Genomic DNA, 23,336 nt, shown 5'->3' on the forward strand with positions numbered 1-23,336 from the left:
GCGTAAAGGAGGATATTTTTTCTTATTTATCCTCTGTTTAGTATGGGGGAGCTTGAGTCATGCAGAGCAAGTATTCCCTGTAAATGATCAATGTAATGTAACTGTGAATAGCATTTCAAGGGTGAAGACACCATCCAATCAAGAATTACCCAGAACGGGATGGAAAACCACACAATTACCTGATCGTTGGAAAGAAGATAAAGACTGGGAAGGTTATCAAGGTGGTGCTTGGTATAAACTAGACTGGTCTTGGTACTGTAAAAATAATGCCCGTTTGGCAGAACCCATCGTACTATATATTGATTATATCATTAATACGGGTTCAGTCTTTCTGAATGGCGACTTGCTGTGGACTAATAAAAATCTTCAAGAACCGATTTCTAAAAGTTGGAATGTTGCGCGCTATTGGATTTTACCGATAAGTGGAATCAAACATGATCATAATGAAACTTTGATCTATGTGTATGGTTACTCGAGTTTAAATGCTGGCTTGGGCCCAGTAGTATTTAACAATGTAATGGCAACGGTAGAGCAAGCCGAAAAAACAACATTTACACGTCGGACCATTTTACAGTTAAATATTTTTCTTTCTGGGGTCTTGGGTCTAATTTGCTTTATCATTTGGTTGATGCGTCCTCGTGATACCAGTTTTGGCTGGTTTGCGCTTTCAACAGTGCTGTGGATTTTATTTCTCAGTAATGCCCTGACTACTGAAACCTTTCCATACCCAGATTCGGTTTTTTCTGCCAAAGCTAATCTGATATTTGTAATGCTGTACTTTCAGTGCTTTAGTATCTATATCTTGCGCTTTCTTGGGCGTAAGTTTCCACGAATAGAACTGTCATTTACAATGTTGACTGCTGCACTGATTGGTGTGGTGTGTATTTGGCCATTCGAACAAAATGCAGATATTTCGAGCCTTATTTTCTTTTTGTATTGTGCATTCTTTTTTATCACTTACCTCTATCTGTGTAAAATTTGTTTCAAAGAACGAAGAAAGGACTATATTTTATTAGCAATCTGTTTGACTGCGATAATTGTGATAGTCATAGCTGACATCATGGTCTTGGTACTCTTTCCAAAAGAAAATTTTACACCTTTATCACCCTTTACTTCACCGATTATAACCTTATTTATAGTGGTGATCTTGGGGGCGAGACTCAATCGAAATATACAGAAAATTGAAAAATATAATGATGATCTGGCATTTGAAGTTCAGAAAGTCAGTGATGAACTATGTAGTAGCTTGAATGATAAACATCAGCTTGAACTGAGTAATGTACGCCTGCAGGAACGGATTAAATTATCGCATGATCTGCATGATGGTCTGGGCGCATCCATTGTGCGCTCGATGATCTTGGTTGATCAGTGTGAAAGTAATATTCCAAACAGACAGTTCTTGTCGATGTTGAAATTATTGCGCGATGATTTAAGGCAAATTATTGATAGTGGATCATCTTTAGACAGTAAAGTGCCAGATTCACCTTTGCTCTGGATCGCACCTGTACGACATCGCTTTAGTCAGTTAATGGATGAAGTTGAAATGAATGCGAAATGGTGCATTCCTTCACAGTGGGCGATCAAACCAACGGCAATTCAGTGCCTGACTTTAATACGAGTAATTGAAGAAAGCCTGACCAATATTGTGAAACATAGCCAAGCAAATCATGTCAATGTGACGCTGTCACAGTTCGAGAATGGCGCATTGTTATTAACTATTGAAGATGATGGCGTCGGTTTTGATGTTGATAGTGTTTCTAATCATGGCATGAGTATTGGGATGCGAAGTATGAAAATGCGTGTCGAGCGGATAGGTGGGAATTTCAAAATTCATTCTCAGCAAGGCTGTACCATTATTCAAACAGAAATTAATTTAAAATCAGCTGCATAAAATAATATGTTGAAATAATAAAAATGATGATCAATTCGATATTAAGTCATCTAAAGCGCATTGCATTCTTCTGCTGTGTCACTTTTATAGCAGCTTGTGGTTCGCAGGATCATGCGCCTAAACCAGGTGAGTATGGGCAGATTTTGTTCCAGCATGCGGTGTTAAGTACTGAAGAAATTCAACAATTACTCAGTGAAAGTCAAAGCGATACAAATACATTAAACACTAAAAAATTTGCAGTGGATTACACGGCGACATCGAGCCAAAACCCATATCGTGCAGTCTTGTTGGTCAGAGGTAGGGCAATGACCAGTGGTGAGGTATCTGTAAAATTTCAAATTGATAACTACAATGCCGCTATTCAACAAACCTCAAGCAATCTTATGCAAATGGGTGCAGGTATTGATCAGGTTGAACGATTAGAAACATTGGATGCAGGACAAGAATTTACTTTTGTTATGGACGGTGCCCCTTTTTCAGTCAATGCTGCCAACGACCCAAATAGCATGACCAGTCAACTGAGTTTGTTAGAGTCGAGGAATGTGGAGTTTCAAAGTATTGAACTACAAATTTGGCAAGGCAAAGGTAGTCAATACGGCGTAATGCGTTATCTTTGGTTTATTGGATTTGTGTTGTTGATAGTATGGGTTTATCGCGTCATCGTAGAGAAAAAAGCCGATCAAGTCGAAGATTTTTTAAATCGTAGAAAGCGAAAATAATGCTATTCAGTAGCATAAAAAGGGAGCATGACGCTCCCTTTTGTATTGATTTTATTCAGCTTCTGTTGGGACAAGCATGAGCACAGATTCATTTAATAGCATGGCAATATCTTCTAAGATATCAGCATCATATAAAGATTCGTCTAGCGCTAGACTTTGACCATCGGCAATGGTTTTTAAATGCATTGCAAATTCGTCTGAGATACAGATTCCTTCACCATTTGCCCAAAACAAAATATCACCATCTTGCTCTGTATATAGTAAGCGTGAAGCCGGTTCTAACATGAGTTGATAGCCTTGATCTAAGGCCTCTTCAAGATCACCAGTGCCGATTTCTTCGGCTTCAGGAATATTGTCAGGATATTTAGGTTCTGACATTAAGCTCATGATTGCATCTTCAAGTACGGTTGAATTTTGCAATTGTTCAAATAACTTTTCTTTTAAATACTCAAGTTCATTTTCAGTCACTTGGCCAATCGCACTGATTTGGTCACGTAAAATGTCAGTTAATGGATTTTTAAGTAGAGGATTGTCTGTGAATTTGTCTGTCACTCGATCCATCATTTCAGTGACATTTGGCATGCGGAAGCCAAATGAATACGTCAGACATTCATCTTCAGCTACGCCATAGTGTGATAGGCCTGGTGGCACATAAAGTAAGTCGCCGGGAGCAAGTACTTCATCAAAATGAACGTCCATTTCTGGCAGTAAGCGAAGCGGTTGACCTTCGACAAATGAAGTATCTGCATCACACATCTGACCCAATTGCCAACGGCGGTGACCATAGCCTTGTACGAGGAATACATCGTAAAAATCAAAATGTTGCCCGACAGAGCCACCTTTTTGTGCATACGACACCATGATGTCATCACGACGCCATTGCGGAATAAATGAAAACTGCTTCCATAGCTCGGCTAGGTCAAAAGAATAATGATCGACAGCTTGAACCAATAAAGTCCACAGTTTCGGCATTTTTTGAAAATCGGCTTTAAGTAGTGGAGAAGATTTTACTGTCCATTGGTTAGGATCACGATCTTTTTGTTTGATGAGACGTGCAGTGACGTTATCTTCTAAAGCCAATTCAAGAACATCTTTCGGTTCAAGTATTTGGGTAATTTCAGGGAGTGCATTACGAACCAATAATGGTTTTTTTTGCCAATATTCGGCAAGGAATTGTTCAGCGCTGATACCGCCGAGGATGTCAAGAGAATGAGCCATAGCTAAATACATACAATTTCAATGGATATATTGTCCCTTGAGATTCCTGTTTTTAGCAAGGCTCTATTTCATTAAATTATTGCGATTAGCTTGAGACTATTTTAAAGGATTGTCTTTGAGATATTGCATGACTAATTTTTCAACTTCCAAATCATAGCTATTGGCAGCAGCCGTTGTCGCTGAAAATTTCATGAATTGCTCAAAATGTGCATTGGTGTCAATTTTAGTATTTTCTTTGTCAGACATTAATTTGAAATGATTCGGCATGACTTTTGCCATCATTTCAACATTTTCGGTTTGTAGTTTTAGAAGTTTTTTCACTTCAACTGTTTGTGGTTGAATGCTTTCAAATTTTTGTTTGCCTAGAGCAACTAGTTTATTGATTTGTTGCTCTGGCGTGTTACTACCACCGGTTTTGGTTTTAGTGCCCAGTTGTTGAATGATTTGCTCCTGCATCGCAGCGCCTTGTTGTTCTAATTCAGCATAGATAAATTTATATTGAACCCACTCATTGACTAAGTTTTTGTTGTATTGCTGAGAGTTGGTCACAGTTTGATTCACTGTATTGGTATGACCGTTTGTCGAACAAAATAGAAGGCTAATGCTAATGAGGCTAGATGAAATTAAATTAAACGTTTTCATGTTTTCAGTTCTTGGTTGTAATAAATAAGTAAGTGACTTTTTAATCATTAGCCCATAAAGAGCTAATGATGTGTTTATTATGCTGTAACAGATAAAGATTTTAAAATTATGGGACTAAGATCTTAAGCTCACGCAAAATATTGCAGAGTTTAATCATCGGCATACCCATGAGTGTAGTTTGGTCTTGCCCGATCATTTCTTCAAATAAGCTAATCCCTAAGCTTTCACATTTAAAACTGCCAGCGCAGTGTAACGGTTGTTCAACCTGAACATAACGTTCAATTTCAGGCAAGCTAAGTTTGCGAAATTTCACTTTATAGTGCTCGACAAGGGTTTGTTCAAAACCTGTCGATTTTTGTTGGACACTGAGTGCCGTACTGAAATAAACGATTTTGTCAGAATTGGCTTGAAGCTGCTTAATGGCTTTTTCATCGCAAAGCGGTTTACCGATAAAAATATCTGGTGCGCCTTCGCGCCATGCGACTTGGTCAGAACCAATCACAATCGCGTCTGGGTGTTGGTTTGCAATTGCTGAAGCTTTTTCAAATGCCAGTCGCTTTGCTAACTCATCAGCGTGGTTCTCACCACGAGGTGTTTCGTCTATATCTGGTACGATTGAGAGGTAATCAATCCGTAAACGGTCCATTAGGTCTTTACGGGTTTGGCTGCTAGAAGCCAAAATGATTTTGGAAGTACTCATTACACTGCATATTCCATAAGTACATCAAGCGGTACATAAGACAGCACCGCTTGGTGACACGCTTGTATTTTAATAGGTGGGGCAAATCCTTCTTGATACGCTTCCACCCAGCGAGTCACACAGATACACCAGAAGTCACCAGGTTGTAGTCCTGGAAAACCAACTTCGGGTAAGGGTGTGATTAGGTCATTGCCAACTTTTTGGGAAAAGTTTAAAAATTCAGATGTCATTTGTGCACACATCGTATGCTGACCAAGGTCTGTTGTTGCTGTATGGCAAAAGCCATTTCTAAAATATCCGGTAATCGGATCAAAACAACAGCTTGCCAAGGGTTCGCCTAAAACATTTAAACGATTAATATTTGGGTCTGGATGAATCGACATAAGCGCTGAATCTTTATAAGGCTTTTCGCTATCATAACAAAACTTTGGCTCGACATAGCTTTTCTGCAAAAGAAGCTAACGTTTTTCTGCATAATCATTTAAAATCGTCGCGTTTTGATATCAATAAAAGAGAGTAATGCATGAACTTTCAGCGTATGACTGACCTAGATTTGGCGGGTAAACGTGTTCTGATCCGTGAAGATCTTAACGTACCAGTTAAAAATGGCGTGATTACAAGCGATGCACGTTTACGTGCGGCGTTGCCAACAATTAAAGCAGCTTTAGAAAAAGGTGCTGCTGTAATGGTGTATTCACACTTAGGTCGTCCTGTTGAAGGTGAGCCTAAAGCAGAACAGTCTCTAGCACCTGTAGCCGCTTATTTAACAGAAGCTTTGGGTCAAGATGTTCAACTGATCACTGATTATTTAGACGGTGTTGACGTTGCGCCAGGTCAAGTGGTTTTACTAGAAAACTGCCGTTTCAACGTGGGTGAAAAGAAAAACAATCCTGAATTATCAGCTAAATATGCAGCACTTTGTGATGTTTACGTTATGGATGCATTTGGTACGGCTCACCGTGCAGAAGCATCGACTGAAGGCGTAGCACGTTGTGCAAAAGTGGCTGCTGCGGGTCCTTTACTTGCTGCTGAGCTTGACGCGCTAGGTCGTGCACTTAAAACTCCTGCAAAACCAATGGTTGCGATTGTTGCTGGCTCAAAAGTTTCTACTAAATTAGATGTATTAACTTCACTATCTGACATCTGTGATCAATTGATCGTGGGTGGTGGTATCGCCAATACATTCTTAGCTGCTGCAGGCTTCAATGTTGGTAAATCACTTTGTGAAAATGACTTGATCGACACTGCAAAAGCCATTGCTGCAAAAGTATCTGTACCACTTCCAACAGATGTTGTTGTTGCTGATGCTGCTGAAATTGATTTTGCAGACTTCCTCGGTTCATTAGCTGCTGCTAAAGCTGTCGTGAAAAAAGTTGAAGATGTAACAGACAACGACATGATTTTGGATGTGGGCCCTGAAACTGCAAAAGCATTTGCTGAGATTTTGAAAACTTCAAAAACTATTCTATGGAATGGTCCAGTAGGTGTGTTTGAAGTTGATCAATTCGGCGAAGGCACTAAAGCATTGTCTTTAGCGATTGCTGAATCTGAAGGCTTCTCGATCGCGGGTGGTGGTGACACGCTTGCTGCAATTGATAAATATGAAGTTGCAGACAATATTGGTTACATCTCGACTGGTGGTGGTGCTTTCCTTGAATTCGTTGAAGGTAAAACTCTTCCTGCTGTAGCAGCGCTTCTTGACCGTGCTTAATTTAGTATTATTAATAAGATAGTACAGTATTAAAAAAGGTTGGCTTCGGTCAGCCTTTTTTTATCGCCCATTCATTTTGCCGTCATCAAAGTGCAATATTTCTGCAATAAAATTCATCGCAACACCTAATTCGCAGTAGTAGGAAACAACGATGAACTTAAAACTTGCACTTGCTGTACTTTTAATCGCACCATTAACTTTGACAGCTTGTGCTAAAAAAGAGTCTGCACCAACGGAATCAGAAGCATCTGCTGTTGCCGTAGACAATGCTCAAACAACGCCAGAACAACAAAAAGCCATTGATGAACTTGATAAGCCAGTATTGGATGAAAAGAACCAAGATGTTCCTGCTGAAATTGCAAATGCACCTGCAGACGAAGCAACAGCTGACGCTGAAACAGCCGCTTCAGCAGCAGCAGCTCACTAAGATTGTTGTCTTTATTTAAAAAGTCCCTGCAAATGCAGGGATTTTTTTTAAATAGTGTTATTTGTTGCTGAATTGAAATGATTGAGCATGTAGAATATGCGGCATTACCTGGGAGGATATTATGGCTCTTATTTCATTGCGCCAGCTCTTGGATCACGCCGGCGAACATGCTTACGGCGTACCAGCATTCAACGTAAACAACTTAGAACAAATGCGTGCAATTATGCTTGCAGCAGATGCAACAAATTCACCTGTAATTGTACAAGCATCTGCGGGTGCACGTAAGTATGCAGGTGCTCCGTTCTTGCGTCATTTGATTTTGGCAGCAATCGAAGAATGGCCACATATTCCTGTGGTTATGCACCAAGACCATGGTACTAGCCCTGATGTATGTCAACGTTCTATTCAACTTGGCTTCTCATCAGTGATGATGGACGGTTCTTTAGGTGAAGACGGTAAAACGCCAACTTCATACGAATACAACGTAGACGTGACTCGTCGTACTGTTCAAATGGCACATGCGTGTGGCGTTTCAGTAGAAGGCGAAATCGGTTGTTTAGGTAGCCTTGAAACTGGTATGGCTGGTGAAGAAGATGGTGTAGGCGCTGAAGGCGTACTTGATCATTCTCAGCTTTTAACTTCAGTTGAAGAAGCGCGTTCATTTGTAGCCGATACTAATGTTGATGCACTTGCAATTGCAGTGGGTACTTCACACGGTGCGTACAAATTTACTCGCCCACCTACAGGTGACATCTTAGCAATTGACCGTATTAAAGAAATTCACGCTGCTTTACCAAATACACATCTTGTAATGCACGGTTCAAGCTCTGTGCCACAAGAATGGTTAGCTGTAATTAATGAATTCGGTGGTAACATCGGCGAAACTTATGGTGTTCCAGTAGACCAACTTGTAGACGCAATCAAACACGGTGTTCGTAAAATTAACATCGATACTGACTTACGTCTTGCTTCTACAGGTGCTATGCGCCGTATGATGGCTGAAAAACCAGCTGAATTTGACCCACGTAAATTCTTCTCTGCAACTGTTGATGCGATGAAACAAATTTGTATCGATCGTTATGAAGCATTTGGTACAGCGGGTAATGCTGACAAGATTCGTCCAATTTCTTTAGAGAAAATGGTGAGTCACTATAAATAATTTGTCTTGAGATAGATTATTTTTGAAGAAAAGCCCACAATTAAGTGGGCTTTTCTTTGATTTGAACTTAGAAAAATTGCTTTAAATACAACTCAAGAATAAGAGCGTGTCATGGGATTGATCTTTGCTGCCGCGATTTGCAGTGTTCTCGTTTCAGTAATTCTAAAACTCTGTCGTGATCGGGGTTTTAACCCTGCACAAATGATCACATGGAATTATTCATCTGCGAGTATTTTATGTTTTCTGTGGTTTAAGCCGGATCTAGCGCATATTTCAATTAATAAAACACCATGGGTTTTAATTGCGGCTTTGGGTGTATTACTGCCGACGATTTTTTATTGCTTAGCACGTTCACTGCAAACTGCGGGTATTTTAAAAACCGAATTGGCTCAGCGCTTATCTGTTGTGCTTTCTCTTAGCGCAGCCTATTTTATTTTCAGTGAATATTTTAATGCCATTAAGCTCATTGGTATTGCACTTGGTGTACTTGCGGTATTGCTGATTTTATTTTCACAGCGCAAGGGAAGCATTGATGGAAAGCAGGGTATTTTATTTTTATTGAGCGTTTGGGCAGGCTATGCACTGATTGATGTGCTATTAAAATTTGCTTCAGGTTTGGGCATGCAGTTTGCGGTGACTTTAAATTTGGTGTTTATTTGTGCATTTTTACTTTCGAGCATTTATAACATCGTACAGCACGGCAGTTTGGGGCAGACCAAAAATATCCTCGCTGGATTGGGCTTAGGTCTCTTGAACTTTGCCAATATCGCACTGTATGTGAAAGCCCACATGTTGCTTAAAGACACACCTGCAATCGTGTTTGCTGGAATGAATATTTTGGTCGTGGTTTTAGGTGTGGTTGCGGGCCTCATCATCTTTAAAGAAAAATTGAGAGTCGCAACCGTATTTGGTTTGATTGCAGGGATCATGAGTGTGGTTTGCTTAGCATATGCCATGTCTGTCTAAGATAATTTTTAGCAAAAACGATTGGGTGCTGTAGTACATCATCCCATTCAGCCACGCCCATGAGCAGTCCTTGATCTCGACACGTTGGACACTCAAGGCAGTGGAGGTCGGTATATTGATAAGTATGCAGATACATTTGATGGCAATGACCGCATTCAAACTTCATCGGCATTTGTAGTAAATATGACATGTCCCACCTCTGCTTGAATTGTTGTTTTGATTCAAATTATTCAGCAAAGTTCAGACCAATTTATAAATTTTCTATTTTCACATTGTTGCTAAATATGTCGTTATTAAAAAAGCCCTCGTATTGAGGGCTTTTAGTTTTAGATGCTTAGTTAACGCGTGAATTGTTGAAAACGTTGTAAGGTATTTTCAAAATAACATTTACCCACTGCAACGGGGTGTTTTAGGAAATCTTGTGTTTCAATGGTGCCTTGTAATTGACCCGGTTGTTTACAGTTAGGGCAGTTTGGATAGCTATGGGGCATATCGCCCGCATATTTTTGTAAATAAACCGTATTGCACGCTTCGCAATGAAATTTCATAGGTAATTTTATAGCTGTAGGCATAGGGAGAGACCTGAGTATATTTTGAGCAGAATATACTCGATAATTGTTTAAATAATAAGTCCCGAAATGACAAAAAAGAGGCAAAATTGCCCCTTTCGTCGGTTTTATGGAAAGCTTAAAGATGTGTAAAAATTTCTTCAGCATTTAGACGTGATTTAGGTAATTTCGCATTGAAATCATTTTCACTGCGATAGCCTAAAGTCATCAGTACAGAAGGAATCAAGTTTTGTTCAACTAAGCCCAATTCTTCAGAGATGATCGCTTCGTCAAATCCACCAATAGGAGTTGCATCGACACCTTCAATGCCTGCTGCCAAAAGCATTTGACCTAAAGCAATAAATGTTTGGTTTTCAGCCCAACGTTGAATATCACCTTTTTCATTACGATAATAATCGACATAACCTGTACGGCTGTCTTTTTGACCTTGTTTGGCTTTGTCATCTTTAAAGCGACCACTACGATCATCCTGATTTAAAAGATTATCTAAATGCTCTGCAGTGATGTCTGCTTTAGTACAGAATAAAATCGTATGTGATGAATCTAAAACTTTTGGGGCATTGTAGGCATATTTTCCTACTAAGGCTTTGGCAATGCGTTGTTTGGCTGCATCATGATCTGCAATAAAAAAATGCCAAGGCTGAATATTGATGGAAGATGGTGTTAAACGGAGTATTTGTAATAAACGCTCAAATTGTTCCTGTGGAATTTTTTTAGCAGGATTATATGCTTTCGTGGTATAGCGTTGTTTTGATACGTTTAACAGATCCATCGAATATCTCCAGATATAGTTTGCTGTAGTTTAGCGGATAAATGGACAAATGGTCTAAGGAGAAAATTTTCCAAGGATAGATCTTAGTCGTATATGCTGTACTCATTGGCTAAAAATTAACAGATTTAAGCTGTATGAAGTGCGAATTAGAGTTATATAAAATCATAAGATAGATAAATGCTATTGGTAGTTTTTGCCAAAAGGCGTTTAATCAATTGTAGTTAATCATAGTTTAAGCATGAGACAGCAGCGATGGATTACACCAATCATTTCAAGAAAAAATTAAAAACCGAACAGCAGATTGGTTTGTGGGTCGGTTTAGCCGATGCTTATGGTACTGAAATAGCTGCAAATGCAGGTTATGACTGGTTGCTCATTGATGGTGAGCATGCGCCAAGTGACTTGCGGACGACATTGTCGCAACTGCAAAGTATTGCAGCATATCCTTCGCAGGCTGTGGTTCGACCTCCAATTGGTAGTGTGCAACTGATTAAACAATTGTTGGATATCGGTGCGCAAACCTTGCTCATCCCTATGGTCGAAACTGTTGAACAAGCTCAACTTATGGTTAAGGCAGTACGTTATCCACCCGAGGGTATTAGAGGCGTTGGTGCAGCATTAGCACGTGCAACACGTTGGAACAGTATTGCTGACTATTATGCAAATGCACATGAAAATATCTGTTTACTGATTCAGATTGAGTCGGTTGAAGGGATTAAAAACTTGGATGAAATATTGAAAATTGATGGCATCGATGGGGTGTTTATTGGTGCAGTAGATTTGTCGGCGACGATGGGTTATCAAGGGAATCCGAATCATCCTGAAGTACAAAAAACCGTGATTGATGCGATTCAGCGCATACGTAAGGCGGGTAAAGCTGCAGGTATTTTGTCGACACAACATGATGTGACTCAGAAATATATCGAGTTAGGCACAGAATTTGTTGCCGTGGGTGTCGATACCAGTGTGCTCATGAATTCGTTACGTGAACTTTTATCGAAATACAAAAATGATACCCCAGTTACGAAAACAGAAGGTGGTTACTAAGCGATACAGCCTTCGTTATATTATTCACTGTATGGATAATTAATTTACTCGATGGTTAAAATTTTAATTCAATAATTTTAGCAAAAGTAGTGGCTTAGAGTATATGTAAACTCTACTTTTGCTAATCAAAGGGCAATATTGTATACTTCTGCTTAACTCGAAGCAGGTAATGTTCCTGCTTATCTTTTTTATTTAGCTGATTGTGATTTATCTGTATTCAAGCTTCTGACTTGAATCTTATCTTTGTAACTACAGAATTATTATTCCAAACCCGATTGATTAATCTCTTTGTTCTGTCACAAAAAGCTCACATGTTGAGTAAATCTTTTGAATATTTTAAATACTTGGCAAACTGCCAAAGCTGTAAATGGCGATGAAATTAATGTGAAATTGGTGCCTTTGAAACGTCAACAAAATACCAATGCTGGTTTAATTTGGGTTGATGTTGGGCAAATGATTGAATTAGAAACAGGTGAGACATTTAACCTGAATCTAGATGGTAAAAGCTTCTATACTGGCCCAAACCAGCTATATCGCTTAGCCTGAAAGCAAAAAACAGCAGATCATCTGCTGTTTTTTTTGCCTAAAAAAAGCGGCTAAAGCCATTTCAAGGTGTTGTGATGCTTGTTCGCAACTTGAGCGTGATTTTTATATCGGTATTGCGCCGCACGGTGGTTGTCGGGCAATTTCGCGCCTTGGCCGAAGAGTTTTTCACGCAAGGTTCCGTCAGCATATTCTGTTTGATATACACCACGATGTTGTAATTCTGGTACCACGTATTCCACAATATCTTCAAAACTCTTATGCGCCAATATGTAGGCTAAGTTAAAGCCATCGATACCAGTGTACTCAATCCACTCCTGTAAACGGTCTGCCACGGTTGCTGGAGAGCCGACAATAACAGGTCCGTTACCGCCGACACTGGTCCATTTTGCAATTTCCTCAATCGTCCAAATTTTATCAGGATCTGCCTCTACATAAGATTGCAGCATAGATTGAATGGCATCGGTTTGAATGTATTCCACTTGATCTGTTGGTTTAAACTGAGAAAAGTCGACACCTGACCAGCCAGAAGCCAGGGTCAAGCCGCCGTCATAGCTGCCATAGTGCTGATATTCACGGAACTTAGCTTGGGCTTTTTCATCGGTCTCATCAACCACTATGGCCAGCATGGTATAGATCAGAACAGAATTCGGATCTTTGCCTTCTTTCACTAAATTATGACGAATACCATCTGTCAGCTTTTTTACAGCAATTTGAGTTGGTGCAGAGATGAAAACACATTCCGCATTTTGACTAGCAAACTGTTGTCCGCGTGCTGAAGCGCCAGCTTGATATAAAACCGGTGTACGCTGGGGTGAAGGTTCGCAAATATGAATGCCAGGAACTGTAAAGTATTTTCCTTCATGTTGAATTGGATGCACTTTACGGTAATCGGCAAAAATCCCTTTTTGCTTATCGCGTAGCACAGCATCATCTTCCCAAGAACCTTCCCAGAGTTTATAGAGGACCTCTAAATATTCATCTGCAATGTCATAGCGGTTATCATGGCTGACTTGGGTTTTCAGACCTAGATTTTTAGAGCCACTTTCTAGATAGGAAGTCACAATGTTCCACCCTGCACGGCCTTTCGTCAGGTGATCTAAAGTACTCATACGCCTTGCGAAAGGATAGGGGTGCTCAAATGAAATTGAAGTCGTGACACCAAAGCCTAAATGTTTGGTGACGGCTGCCATTGCGGGAACAATTTGCAAAGGATCATTCACTGGCACTTGCACTGCGCCAGTCAGCGCATGTTCAGCAGAACCATGATAGACATCATAGATACCCAAAACATCTGCTATAAAGACACCATCAAATTTTCCGCGTTCTAAAATTTTAGCTAAGTCGGTCCAATATTCTAGGTCTTTGTATTCTGTAGAACGGTCTAATGGATGACGCCATAGACCGGGTGACTGATGTGCAATACAGTTCATTTCAAAGGCATTGAAGCGAATATTTTTAGACATGATTTTTTACTAGGTTATTTAATCTCTTGCATAAGAGGGTATATAAAAATACAGCTGCATTTATTAATAAAAAGTCAAAAACAAATCTGAATAAATGCTAATCATAATTTTTGAATACTTCATATATTCATATGGATAAGCAGATATTTTTTTTGTTTGGTACGGCTTATAAAGATTTTGTTTGACAATTAAAAATGTAAATTCCATGTCATGAAAACTGATTTGTTTTGATGATAATTCTATAAATAATCAAAATAAAAAGTGCTAGCTTATTTGAATAATATCTAAACTGAGCATTTTAAGAATGACTTCAAAAATTGAAATTAAACTAAAAGAGGCGCAAAACATTCCGCGCGATTTCTATCAATCTAACGGTTTAGCGCATATTATTCGATCTGATCAAGAAGCTATCGAGGTTGCTGAACAATTAGCAGTGGAATTTACAAAAGAATCAGCTAAACGCGATCATGAACGCCGCTTACCTTTGCAGGAAGTACAGCAATATTCAGCATCAGGTTTGTGGGGCATTACTGTACCGCGTCAATTTGGTGGTGCAGGAGTGAGTTATAAAACCCTTGCAGAAGTGGTCAAAATTATTTCTAGTGCAGACTCATCCCTAGGACAAATTGCCCAAAACCATTGGGCCTTTGTCGAGCATATTCGTTTGGATGCAAATCCATCACAGCAAGAGTTTTTCTTTGATCAAGTCTTACAAGGTAAACGCTTTGGCAATGCATTTTCAGAAAAAGGTTCCAAAACAGTTGCAGATTTAACAACAGCCATTGAGTTTAAAGATGATCATGCGCTCATTAATGGTCAAAAATTCTTTGCAACAGGCGCTTTGCTTGCACATTGGATACCTGTTGTTGCTGTGAATGATGGAAAGCCTTATGCAGCCTTAGTACGCCAGCATACGCCGGGTTTAACCATTATTAACGACTGGAGTGGTTTTGGACAAAGAACGACAGTCAGCGGTTCTGTACTGTTGGACAATGTCAAAGTGGATTTAAATCACATTGTACCCATTCATCAAGCTTTTGAACGTCCAACGGCTGCGGGCGCTATTTCTCAATTCATTCAATCTGCTGTCGATGCTGGTATTGCGCGCGGTGCGATTAATGAAACGATTCAATATATACGCCAGCATGCACGTCCTTGGATTGATTCAGGCTTAGAAAAGGCGGTGCAAGATCCGTATACGATTGCCAACATCGGCGAGTTGAAAATTAAACTCCGAGCTGCAGAGGCAGTGTTGGCTTTGGCGGGTGAAGCGATAGACCGAGCCGTAGAGAACCCAACAGAAGAAACAGTGTCAGAGGCAACACTACTAACAGCAGAATCTAAGGTCCTGACGACTGAAATTGCGTTACTTGCGGCGAATAAACTATTTGAACTCTCAGGCACACGATCAACATTGTCTGAGCTGAATTTAGACCGTCATTGGCGTAATGCGCGCACGCATACTTTGCACGATCCCGTACGTTGGAAGCTGAATATTGTAGGCAACTACTATTTAAATGATGTACCACCGCCGCGCCATGCTTGGAGTTAAGAGGAGAAGATTATGACGATTCAAAATAATAAACAGCCCTTATCTTTAGGTGCTGACTATGATCAAGTGGCCGCTAAGTTCCGTCCGATTTTTCAGAGAATTGCAGAAGGCGCTTTGGCGCGGGAACAAAATAGGAAACTGCCGTATGATGCAATTTCATGGTTAAAACAAGCTGGATTTGGTGCGGTCCGTATACCCGTGGCTTTTGGCGGTGACGGGGTTTCACAAAAACAGTTGTTTCAGTTGTTAATTGAATTGGCTAAGGCCGATTCTAATGTTGTACAGGCATTAAGAGGTCATTTTGCTTTTGTAGAAGACCGGTTAAATGCGCAAAAAACACAAGATCAAACGGTTTGGTTTAAGCGCTTTCTGCAAGGCGATTTGGTCGGTAATGCTTGGACAGAAATCGGAAAAGTTGAAATTGGAGATGTTGTTACCCGAGTTACTGAAAATGCGCAAGGTCAGCTAAGGGTCAATGGTCAAAAATACTATTCTACCGGAACAATCTTTGCAGATTGGATTGATCTATTCGCTTTAGATGAAACAACGAATCAACATGTTATAGCCGCAGTTTCAACACATGACGCTGGCATACAAGTATACGATGACTGGGATGGCTTTGGCCAAAAAACCACAGGCAGCGGCACACTGAATATTCAAGATGTCAGCATTGATCGTGATCATATTTTGCCGTTCGATCAGCGCTTTAAATATCAAACGGCATTCTATCAGGTCGTGCATTTGGCAACGCTGGCAGGAATAGCACAAAATGCTGTGGACGTTTTCAGTAATGAAGTCCGTGAACGCACACGTATTTACAGCCATGGTAATGCTGATTTAGTTCGAGATGATGCACAAATTTTACAAGTGATTGGTAAGGCGTCGGCACAGTCTTATGCAGCTGAAGCAATTACACTTCGTGCAGCAGAAGCTTTGGATGTCGCATATTTAAGTCATTTTCAGTCTGATACCCAGTTGGATCAGCAAGCGAATGACCGTGCGGAGCTTGAATCCTCTAAAGGGCAAGTGGTCATATCAGAGTTGGTACTAAATTTAAGTAGTGAGTTGTTTAACGCCTTGGGCGCTTCAGCAAGCTCGACAACTAAACAGTTAGACCGCTTTTGGCGTAATGCTCGTGTAGTGTCATCGCATAATCCACTTATTTATAAACAGAAAGTCATTGGTGATTGGGAGGTTAATCAAACGCCGCTACCATATGTATGGCAAATTGGTAATAGTCCAGCAGTTAAGCAACCTGTCATTGCTGCTTAATTAATATCTGAAGATGTTCACTGTGGATGAAAGTAAGTCCATAGTGAATTCCTTGTGAAATTATTTTTAAGTTTAAACTTTGTTTTTTTAAGATTTTAAATGACGTTAATCTGCTATATGTAGGATGCAGTTCAATTGATAATCTGTTGAGATAGTCTGGTAAAAGGCTATGTCTTAATATATGGATGTGTTGTTTTAACCAAATATGACGGCAGGATTAACTAAAGTCTAAGGGTTAGTAAGACCATTTTTTTAATTTTAAATCACTCATAGATGGGTTTTCACCAACCTCGAATATTTGAGCTTGTTCTGCGCGCCAGTCCCCTAAAACGATACGTAGTTTGCCATGCACATCATGTATTTGGGGCCGGTGGGTATGTCCATGAATCAGTAGATCGGCATGCTCTAAAGCTTTTTCTACAGCTTCGGCATTTACATCCATGATTTCATAAGATTTAACTTGCTTGGTTTCTGTACTTTTTTTGCGGAAGCCATTGGCGATTTTTTGTCGAATGCTAAGCGGTAAGCTCTTTAAGAAACCTAAAAGGAAAGGATTACGAATCACTTTACGAAACTTTTGGTAAGACACATCATCGGTGCAAAGTAAATCGCCATGTTCGAGGCGAATTTTATAGTTGCTAATGTGGAGATAATCCACGTCTTGTAATAATTGACCGTGAAATTTATCTAAAAACTTTTGACCCAATGCAAAGTCACGATTACCTACTTGGAAATAAATTTGATTTCCCAAAGCAGTAAAATCTTTAAGCGCTGCAATGATTTCGTCTAACCATGGGGCAGTAAAGTCATCACCAATCCAAGCATTAAACCAATCACCTAAAATATACAGCTGGGTATTTTGAGTTTTGTATTGTTCTAACAAAGCTAAAAACCCCCGAACGAGTCGAGGGTGTTCAGGTGACAAATGTAAATCAGCGATAAACAGATAGGTCACGAATCTTTTCCTTATTCTAAAAATCCCTCCCAGCCTCCCTTTAGAAAAGGGAGGAGTTCCGACATTTATTTCATATTGAAACTCCCTCTGTTGTTAAAGGAGGGTTGGGGAGAATTTAAAAATTACTCAGAAATGATTTTAGCTGATTCAATTACAACGTTCTCTAGAGGAACGTCTGCGTGGTAGCCACGGTTACCAGTGCGAACGCTTTTGATTGCGTCAACAACGTCAAGACCTTCAACTACTTTACCAAATACTGCATAGCCCCAACCTTGCGCTGTTTTACCAGTGTGGTTAAGGAAGGAGTTGTTTTTCACGTTAATGAAGAATTGAGCTGAAGCAGAATGAGGTGCTTGAGTACGTGCCATAGCGATCGTACCAACATCATTGCTTAAACCGTTGTCAGCTTCGTTTTCAATAGAATCACGAGTTGTTTTTTCTTTGAAGTTTTCATCCATGCCGCCGCCTTGGATCATGAAACCATCAATAACACGGTGGAAAATCACGCCGTCATAGAAACCATCGCGAACATACTGTAAGAAGTTTTCAGCAGTTTTAGGTGCTTTTTCAGTGTTAAGCTCAAGAACAATACGACCTTTATTGGTGTTTAATTCGACTTGAGGAAAACTCATTGTGTAATCTCCTGTACATGGACATGAAAGCCATGGGTTTTTTGGTTGTGAGAAGCATAAGCAAACTGTAAACTACAAGGCAAGTAAAAACGTTACTTTCTTTGTTAAAAATAAAGAAAAGCGTTTTAATTATCCTAATTTTATCTTTATAGAAGTGATTTTATTACCATGAAGCCAAACGATGTTGTTTCATCCCTGCCTAACAATCCGACAACCAAGAACAATGCCCCTGTCGAAGCTGCGCAGCAGGAACAACAGCCAGGCTTAGATTTTGTACGTCAAGTCATTACAGATGATTTATCTGCAGGTCGTACCGAACAAGTTGTAACACGTTTTCCACCAGAGCCAAATGGCTACCTACATATTGGTCATGTAAAAGCCATTTGTTTGAACTTTGGTATTGCTCAAGAATTCGCAGGTCTATGTAACCTCCGTTTCGACGATACAAATCCAGATGCTGAAGAACAAGAGTATGTAGACGGTATTGCCAATGACGTGAAATGGCTAGGTTTTGAGTGGAACGGCGAGCCACGTTATGCATCTAGCTATTTTGATCAGCTTTACACTTGGGCAGTGCAATTGATTGAACAAGGTGATGCTTATGTAGATTTGCAGAGCCCTGAAGAAATCAAACTAAACCGCGGTAATTTTGTGGAGCCGGGTAAAAATTCGCCGCAACGTGATGCTAGCGTAGAAGAAAACTTAGCGCGTTTTGAACAAATGCGTAATGGTGAGTTGGGAGAAGGTCAGGCAGTACTACGTGCCAAAATTGATATGACTTCACCTAACATCCATATGCGTGATCCTATTTTGTATCGTATTTTGCATTCTGAACATCACCAAACTGGTGATAAATGGAAAATGTACCCAATGTACGACTATGCGCATCCATTATCAGATGCCATTGAAGGGGTTACGCATTCACTGTGTACACTAGAGTTTGTTGATCACCGTCCATTCTATGACTGGGTTGTCGAGAAAGTTAAATCACCATCTGTACCACATCAGTATGAATCAAGCCGCCTAAATGTAGATTACACCATTACCTCTAAACGTAAATTACGTAAATTGGTTGAAGGTGGTTTTGTGAATGGTTGGGATGACCCACGTATGCCTACCGTTGTGGGTATGCGCCGTCGTGGCTTTACTCCAGAAGGTCTACGTGACTTCTGTAAACGTGTAGGTGTAACGAAAGTTGATGGCAGTATCGTAGATGTTGCAATGCTTGAATACTGCATCCGTCAGTCTCTAGAAAATACTGCTTCGCGTGGTATGGCAGTGTTGAATCCACTCAAAGTGACTTTAACTAACTTGCCTGAAGCAATGGATTTGGTGCATGCACGTCATCCAAATGTAGACATGGGTGACCGTATCATTCCGTTGACTCAAGACATTTACATTGATCGTAAAGACTTTGAAGAAGTTGCGCCTAAAGGCTTTAAACGTTTGATTCCGGGCGGTGAAGTGCGTTTACGTCATGCGTATGTGATTAAGTGTGATGAAGTGATTAAAGACGAGAACGGTGAAGTGGTTGAATTGAAATGTTCAATCGACCCTGAAACTTTAGGTAAAAACCCTGAAGGCCGTAAAGTGAAAGGTGTTGTACATTGGGTTTCTGCAAGCAAGGGTATTGCTGCGGAAGTTCGTATCTACGACCGTTTATTCACTGAATCAGACCCTGAAGTGGGTGATGACTTCCTTGCAAACTTAAATCCAGAATCACTTAAAGTGGTTCAAGCGGTCATTGAGCCTGCATTGGCAGAAGCAAAACCTGAAGATCGTTTCCAATTTGAACGTGAAGGTTACTTTGTTGCAGATCAGTTTGATCATACAGCTGAAAAACCAGTGTTTAACCGCATCTTAGATTTGAAAGACAGTTTTAAACCGGGTAAATAAAATCTTAGTTTTTAAAGGGATTCATCTTTGAATCCCCAATAGGTTAAGATCAAGTAGGTTAAGATTAAGCTCAACTTTGGTTGGGCTTTTTTCATGCTTGAGATGGTTCATTCAGGCAGTATAGAGGGGAAATAAGTGATCATTCGAAATAAAAATAATAGCTTTAAACTTTTATTTGCATGGCATGGCACGATACTCCCAAAAGTCATGCCTGCGTTGGCTGTCGTCGTGAGTTTGTCGGCGATTTTGGTGTATCTAAGCGCTGCACACTACCTGAATACGCCTGAAGTTCCAGCCATCGGATTTACCATCTTTGGGGTGATTCTGTCGATTTTTTTGAGCTTTCGAAATACTGCCTGTTATGACCGTTGGTGGGAAGGGCGCAAGCTTTGGGGCTCATTGATTGCCAATACACGCCACATGATTCGGGATAGCCATGTCCTTGAAGATGAGCAAAGAAACGTGTTGATGTACCGCATCATGCTGTTTTGCAATTTGTTACGTGATCGCTTACGCCATGAATCACAAGATATTGCACATTTTAAAGACGGCGTAGCTTTGACGGATCAGCAATGGCAGCAATGCCGAGACAATATCAATGCACCACAGTATTTACTTGAAATTATTCAAAAAGATTTAGTCAAAACCTATAAACAAGGTCAGATTACAGACATTATTTACAGCACGCTCACACGTCATACTGTAGCGATGGGTGATATCCATGCAGGCTGTGACCGTATCATGACCACGCCATTACCATTTTCCTATTCGGTGCTTTTACATCGCGCAGTGTATTCATTTTGTCTGATTTTGCCATTTAGCCTAGAGGCCAGTTTAGGGATATGGACACCTGTCATTGTGGCTTTGATTGCATATTTATTTTTAGGTTTGGATGCGTTAAGTGCAGAGCTGGAAGAGCCTTTTGGCTTGCAGGAAAATGATTTGCCGCTGGACTCGATTGTACGCAATATTGAGCGTGAAATGTTTAGCAGCCTAGAAGTTGAACTTCCGCCGCTGATTAAGACATTTAACAGTAACTTAAGATAAGTTCTTGGCCTAATTTTCAGATAAATTCGGCGATACGTACCAAGCATATTGATGCTGAAAATAATCGTCCAAGTGTCGCATAAAAGCCTGTACTTTAGGCGGAACAAAATGTCGATGCGGAATTACCACATAGATTGCAGTACTTTGAACAGGGATCTTGGGTAGAACTTGGATGAGCTGGCCAGATTGTAAATCTTCCTCCACATGCCAGATGGAGTGGTTTGAGATGCCTAAACCTGCAAGTGCTGCTTGGCGTACGCCTTCACCTGAGTTGATATGAACTTGTCCTGAAACAGGTATATTTATGTTGTGTTGATCTTGGACGAATGTCCAAAGCTGCGAAACACCCTTAGGGTATTTCTGTAAAATGCATTGGTGTATAGAGAGCTCTTCTAGGGAGTGAGGTTCGCCATGTTGTTCGATATAGCTAGGCGAGGCACACAAAATACGACGGTTTAAGCTGAGCGGTTTAGCAATCAGTGATGAGTCTTCTAACTGTCCAATACGTATCGCAACGTCGATACCTGCGGAGACCAAATCTAAATTTTGATCGGTCTGTTCAATATCCAAAGTCAATGTTGGATGCAACTTGGCAAAGGCTGCAAATACTGGCCCTAAAATACGATTTCCAAAAACTTCTGAACATGTGATTTTTAATACGCCGCTGAGTTGTTGTGGTTCAGGCTGAAATTGGCTCAGGAGAGAATTAAATTGTTCGAATAAGGGAAAACCTTGCTGCAATAAAGCAGCACCTTCCTGTGTTAAATGTAGCTGCCGTGTAGTGCGATGAAATAAGCGCAGCCCTAAACTATGTTCAAGTCTGTGTAGACGGCTACTAGCGACAGAAACAGAGAGATTGGCTTCTTTGGCAGCTTGACTGATTGAACCCAGTGCCGCCATTCGTGTGAATAAGTCGAAATCTTCAGTTAGCATTATCAATATAATCAAGAAAGTTTTTCTCGATATTCAGGGTTTTTCTGATAAATATCTGTGCCTATTCTGTGTATAAATTAAACACAGGAATTCACCATGAACTATCACAACCTAGGGCAATCTGGCTTACAAGTTTCAGAGTTCGGCTTTGGTGCAGGTACATTTGGCGGGCAAGGCCCAATTTTCTCTGCATGGGGGCAAGCGAGCTTAAATGATGCTCAGCGCATGATTGATCTCTGTATTGATCAAGGCGTGAATTATTTCGATACCGCAGATGCTTATTCAAATGGTGCCTCTGAGCAGATGCTCGGTGCATTACTTCAATCAAAACGCCAAGAGGTGATTATTTCCAGCAAAGTGGGTATCCGATTGAATGATGGAATCAATCAAGGTGGATATTCTAGAAGCTATTTAATTCAAGCTGTGGAGGCGAGTTTAAAGCGGTTAGGCACAGATTATATCGATGTGCTGCAGCTGCATCAGTTTGATAGCACGACGCCACTTGAGCAGCTGATGCGCAGTTTAGATGACTTGGTACGTAGTGGAAAAGTTCGCTATATCGGTGCATCGAATTTTTCAGGCTGGCAGCTTATGAAAGCACAGTCGATTGCCCAACAGCATGGCTATGAAAAGCTAAGTGTGCATCAAGTTTATTATTCTTTGATTGGACGTGACTATGAATGGGAGTTGATGCCTGCGCAGCATGAACAACAGATTGGTGCAGTGGTTTGGAGTCCGCTGGGCTGGGGGAGATTAACAGGAAAATTTGATCGTGAGCATGCGATTCCAAAGCAAAGTCGGCTGCATGAAACAGCACAATTCGCACCGCCAGTTCGACATGAAAAGTTATTTGCAGTGTTAGATGTAATGCAAGAAATTGCCATGGAAACAGGGCACTCTATCCCGCAGATTGCATTGAATTGGCTGAAAACCAGACCGACTGTGTCTAGTATTTTGATAGGCGCACGTAATGAACAGCAACTGTTGGATAACCTTGCGGCGAAGGAATGGTCATTAAGCGTAGAGCAGTTAGCCCAATTAGACGTAGTCAGTGCAGTGTATCCACCTTATCCATACTATCCGTATTGGAATGGGCAATTTACAGAGAAGAATCCCACGCTAGTGACATCAGCCTTTATTTCAGAACATACAGCAGAATAGGGCAATAACAATTCAGTGGTAGGCAATGATCAGTTCTCTGTGCTATCACTGAATAAAA

At 40.5% G+C, this 23,336-nt stretch carries 23 protein-coding genes; 13 read left to right on the top strand and 10 right to left on the bottom strand.

Annotation, left to right across the window (positions count from 1 at the left end):
* Window positions 1-52: 52 nt before the first annotated feature.
* Both FTU62_RS06480 and FTU62_RS06485 read left to right on the top strand, forming a co-directional pair.
* Complete coding sequence (locus tag FTU62_RS06480) at window positions 53-1,891, top strand: ATP-binding protein (RefSeq protein ID WP_306670173.1); 1,839 nt, start codon at window positions 53-55, stop codon at window positions 1,889-1,891.
* Window positions 1,892-1,914: 23 nt separating this feature from the next.
* A complete protein-coding gene (locus tag FTU62_RS06485; protein ID WP_180102225.1) occupies window positions 1,915-2,610 on the top strand; it encodes a hypothetical protein in 696 nt (231 codons plus the stop codon).
* Window positions 2,611-2,661: 51 nt separating this feature from the next.
* Here FTU62_RS06485 and FTU62_RS06490 read toward each other — a convergent pair whose 3' ends face one another.
* The 4 genes from FTU62_RS06490 to FTU62_RS06505 form a co-directional block, all read right to left on the bottom strand.
* Window positions 2,662-3,828, bottom strand: a complete 1,167-nt coding sequence (locus tag FTU62_RS06490; protein WP_180102226.1) for a cupin domain-containing protein — start codon at window positions 3,826-3,828, stop codon at window positions 2,662-2,664.
* Window positions 3,829-3,924: 96 nt separating this feature from the next.
* Complete coding sequence (locus tag FTU62_RS06495) at window positions 3,925-4,470, bottom strand: hypothetical protein (protein WP_162689708.1); 546 nt, start codon at window positions 4,468-4,470, stop codon at window positions 3,925-3,927.
* Between the two features lie 106 nt (window positions 4,471-4,576).
* The gene (locus FTU62_RS06500; protein ID WP_078193512.1) at window positions 4,577-5,170 is read right to left on the bottom strand and encodes a nucleoside triphosphate pyrophosphatase; all 594 of its coding nucleotides are present in this window, start codon (window positions 5,168-5,170) and stop codon (window positions 4,577-4,579) included.
* Window positions 5,170-5,553 (bottom strand): DUF2237 family protein, encoded by a 384-nt coding sequence (locus FTU62_RS06505; RefSeq protein ID WP_078193708.1) that lies wholly within the window; start codon window positions 5,551-5,553, stop codon window positions 5,170-5,172. The genes FTU62_RS06500 and FTU62_RS06505 overlap by 1 nt, the downstream gene beginning before the upstream one ends.
* Window positions 5,554-5,693: 140 nt before the next feature.
* Here FTU62_RS06505 and FTU62_RS06510 point away from each other — a divergent pair, with 140 nt between their 5' ends.
* The 4 genes from FTU62_RS06510 (at window position 5,694) to FTU62_RS06525 (ending at window position 9,433) form a co-directional block, all read left to right on the top strand.
* Entirely contained in the window at window positions 5,694-6,881 is a 1,188-nt protein-coding gene (locus FTU62_RS06510) for a phosphoglycerate kinase (protein ID WP_180084314.1), read from the top strand.
* A 151-nt stretch (window positions 6,882-7,032) separates the two neighbouring features.
* Entirely contained in the window at window positions 7,033-7,308 is a 276-nt protein-coding gene (locus FTU62_RS06515; RefSeq protein WP_078193510.1) for a hypothetical protein, read from the top strand.
* A gap of 121 nt (window positions 7,309-7,429) precedes the next feature.
* Window positions 7,430-8,467, top strand: coding sequence for a class II fructose-bisphosphate aldolase (gene fba / locus FTU62_RS06520; protein WP_078193509.1), 1,038 nt, complete (start codon window positions 7,430-7,432; stop codon window positions 8,465-8,467).
* Window positions 8,468-8,578: 111 nt separating this feature from the next.
* Window positions 8,579-9,433 (top strand): EamA family transporter, encoded by an 855-nt coding sequence (locus FTU62_RS06525; RefSeq protein ID WP_180102227.1) that lies wholly within the window; start codon window positions 8,579-8,581, stop codon window positions 9,431-9,433.
* Between the two features lie 338 nt (window positions 9,434-9,771).
* On the opposite strand, the gene FTU62_RS06530 is transcribed toward FTU62_RS06525, so the two are convergent.
* Together FTU62_RS06530 and nfsB are read right to left on the bottom strand one after the other, a co-directional pair.
* Window positions 9,772-10,005, bottom strand: a complete 234-nt coding sequence (locus tag FTU62_RS06530) for a hypothetical protein (protein ID WP_180102228.1) — start codon at window positions 10,003-10,005, stop codon at window positions 9,772-9,774.
* A gap of 115 nt (window positions 10,006-10,120) precedes the next feature.
* Complete coding sequence (gene nfsB, locus FTU62_RS06535) at window positions 10,121-10,774, bottom strand: oxygen-insensitive NAD(P)H nitroreductase (protein ID WP_180023792.1); 654 nt, start codon at window positions 10,772-10,774, stop codon at window positions 10,121-10,123.
* Window positions 10,775-11,026: 252 nt separating this feature from the next.
* Between nfsB and hpaI the strand changes: the two genes are divergently transcribed.
* Window positions 11,027-11,821, top strand: coding sequence for a 4-hydroxy-2-oxoheptanedioate aldolase (gene hpaI, locus FTU62_RS06540; protein ID WP_180094513.1), 795 nt, complete (start codon window positions 11,027-11,029; stop codon window positions 11,819-11,821).
* 327 nt (window positions 11,822-12,148) lie between these two features.
* On the top strand, window positions 12,149-12,367 hold the full coding sequence (locus FTU62_RS06545) for a transposase (protein ID WP_111883736.1): 219 nt from the start codon (window positions 12,149-12,151) through the stop codon (window positions 12,365-12,367).
* A gap of 50 nt (window positions 12,368-12,417) precedes the next feature.
* On the opposite strand, the gene FTU62_RS06550 is transcribed toward FTU62_RS06545, so the two are convergent.
* Window positions 12,418-13,830 carry an LLM class flavin-dependent oxidoreductase gene (locus FTU62_RS06550; RefSeq protein ID WP_180102229.1) on the bottom strand — a complete coding sequence of 471 codons (1,413 nt, stop codon included), beginning with the start codon at window positions 13,828-13,830 and terminating at the stop codon, window positions 12,418-12,420.
* 304 nt (window positions 13,831-14,134) lie between these two features.
* Between FTU62_RS06550 and FTU62_RS06555 the strand changes: the two genes are divergently transcribed.
* Both FTU62_RS06555 and FTU62_RS06560 read left to right on the top strand, forming a co-directional pair.
* Window positions 14,135-15,382 carry an SfnB family sulfur acquisition oxidoreductase gene (locus FTU62_RS06555; RefSeq protein ID WP_180094517.1) on the top strand — a complete coding sequence of 416 codons (1,248 nt, stop codon included), beginning with the start codon at window positions 14,135-14,137 and terminating at the stop codon, window positions 15,380-15,382.
* A gap of 12 nt (window positions 15,383-15,394) precedes the next feature.
* Window positions 15,395-16,654: an acyl-CoA dehydrogenase family protein gene (locus FTU62_RS06560; RefSeq protein WP_180102230.1), complete on the top strand. Its 1,260-nt coding sequence runs from the start codon at window positions 15,395-15,397 to the stop codon at window positions 16,652-16,654.
* 235 nt (window positions 16,655-16,889) lie between these two features.
* Here the strand turns inward: FTU62_RS06560 and FTU62_RS06565 are convergent, their stop codons facing one another.
* Together FTU62_RS06565 and FTU62_RS06570 are read right to left on the bottom strand one after the other, a co-directional pair.
* Window positions 16,890-17,609, bottom strand: coding sequence for a UDP-2,3-diacylglucosamine diphosphatase (locus tag FTU62_RS06565; protein WP_180102231.1), 720 nt, complete (start codon window positions 17,607-17,609; stop codon window positions 16,890-16,892).
* Between the two features lie 122 nt (window positions 17,610-17,731).
* Window positions 17,732-18,241 carry a peptidylprolyl isomerase gene (locus FTU62_RS06570; RefSeq protein ID WP_078193500.1) on the bottom strand — a complete coding sequence of 170 codons (510 nt, stop codon included), beginning with the start codon at window positions 18,239-18,241 and terminating at the stop codon, window positions 17,732-17,734.
* Between the two features lie 168 nt (window positions 18,242-18,409).
* Between FTU62_RS06570 and FTU62_RS06575 the strand changes: the two genes are divergently transcribed.
* The gene (locus tag FTU62_RS06575) at window positions 18,410-20,137 is read left to right on the top strand and encodes a glutamine--tRNA ligase/YqeY domain fusion protein (protein ID WP_078193499.1); all 1,728 of its coding nucleotides are present in this window, start codon (window positions 18,410-18,412) and stop codon (window positions 20,135-20,137) included.
* A 135-nt stretch (window positions 20,138-20,272) separates the two neighbouring features.
* Window positions 20,273-21,184: a bestrophin family protein gene (locus FTU62_RS06580; RefSeq protein ID WP_180102232.1), complete on the top strand. Its 912-nt coding sequence runs from the start codon at window positions 20,273-20,275 to the stop codon at window positions 21,182-21,184.
* Window positions 21,185-21,193: 9 nt separating this feature from the next.
* Here FTU62_RS06580 and FTU62_RS06585 read toward each other — a convergent pair whose 3' ends face one another.
* Entirely contained in the window at window positions 21,194-22,117 is a 924-nt protein-coding gene (locus FTU62_RS06585; protein WP_180102233.1) for a LysR family transcriptional regulator, read from the bottom strand.
* 96 nt (window positions 22,118-22,213) lie between these two features.
* On the opposite strand from FTU62_RS06585, the gene FTU62_RS06590 reads away from it, so the two are divergent.
* A complete protein-coding gene (locus tag FTU62_RS06590) occupies window positions 22,214-23,278 on the top strand; it encodes an aldo/keto reductase (RefSeq protein ID WP_180102234.1) in 1,065 nt (354 codons plus the stop codon).
* Window positions 23,279-23,336 lie beyond the last annotated feature (58 nt).

The organism is Acinetobacter sp. YH12126 (genome assembly GCF_013418745.1).
GTDB lineage: Bacteria > Pseudomonadota > Gammaproteobacteria > Pseudomonadales > Moraxellaceae > Acinetobacter > Acinetobacter amyesii.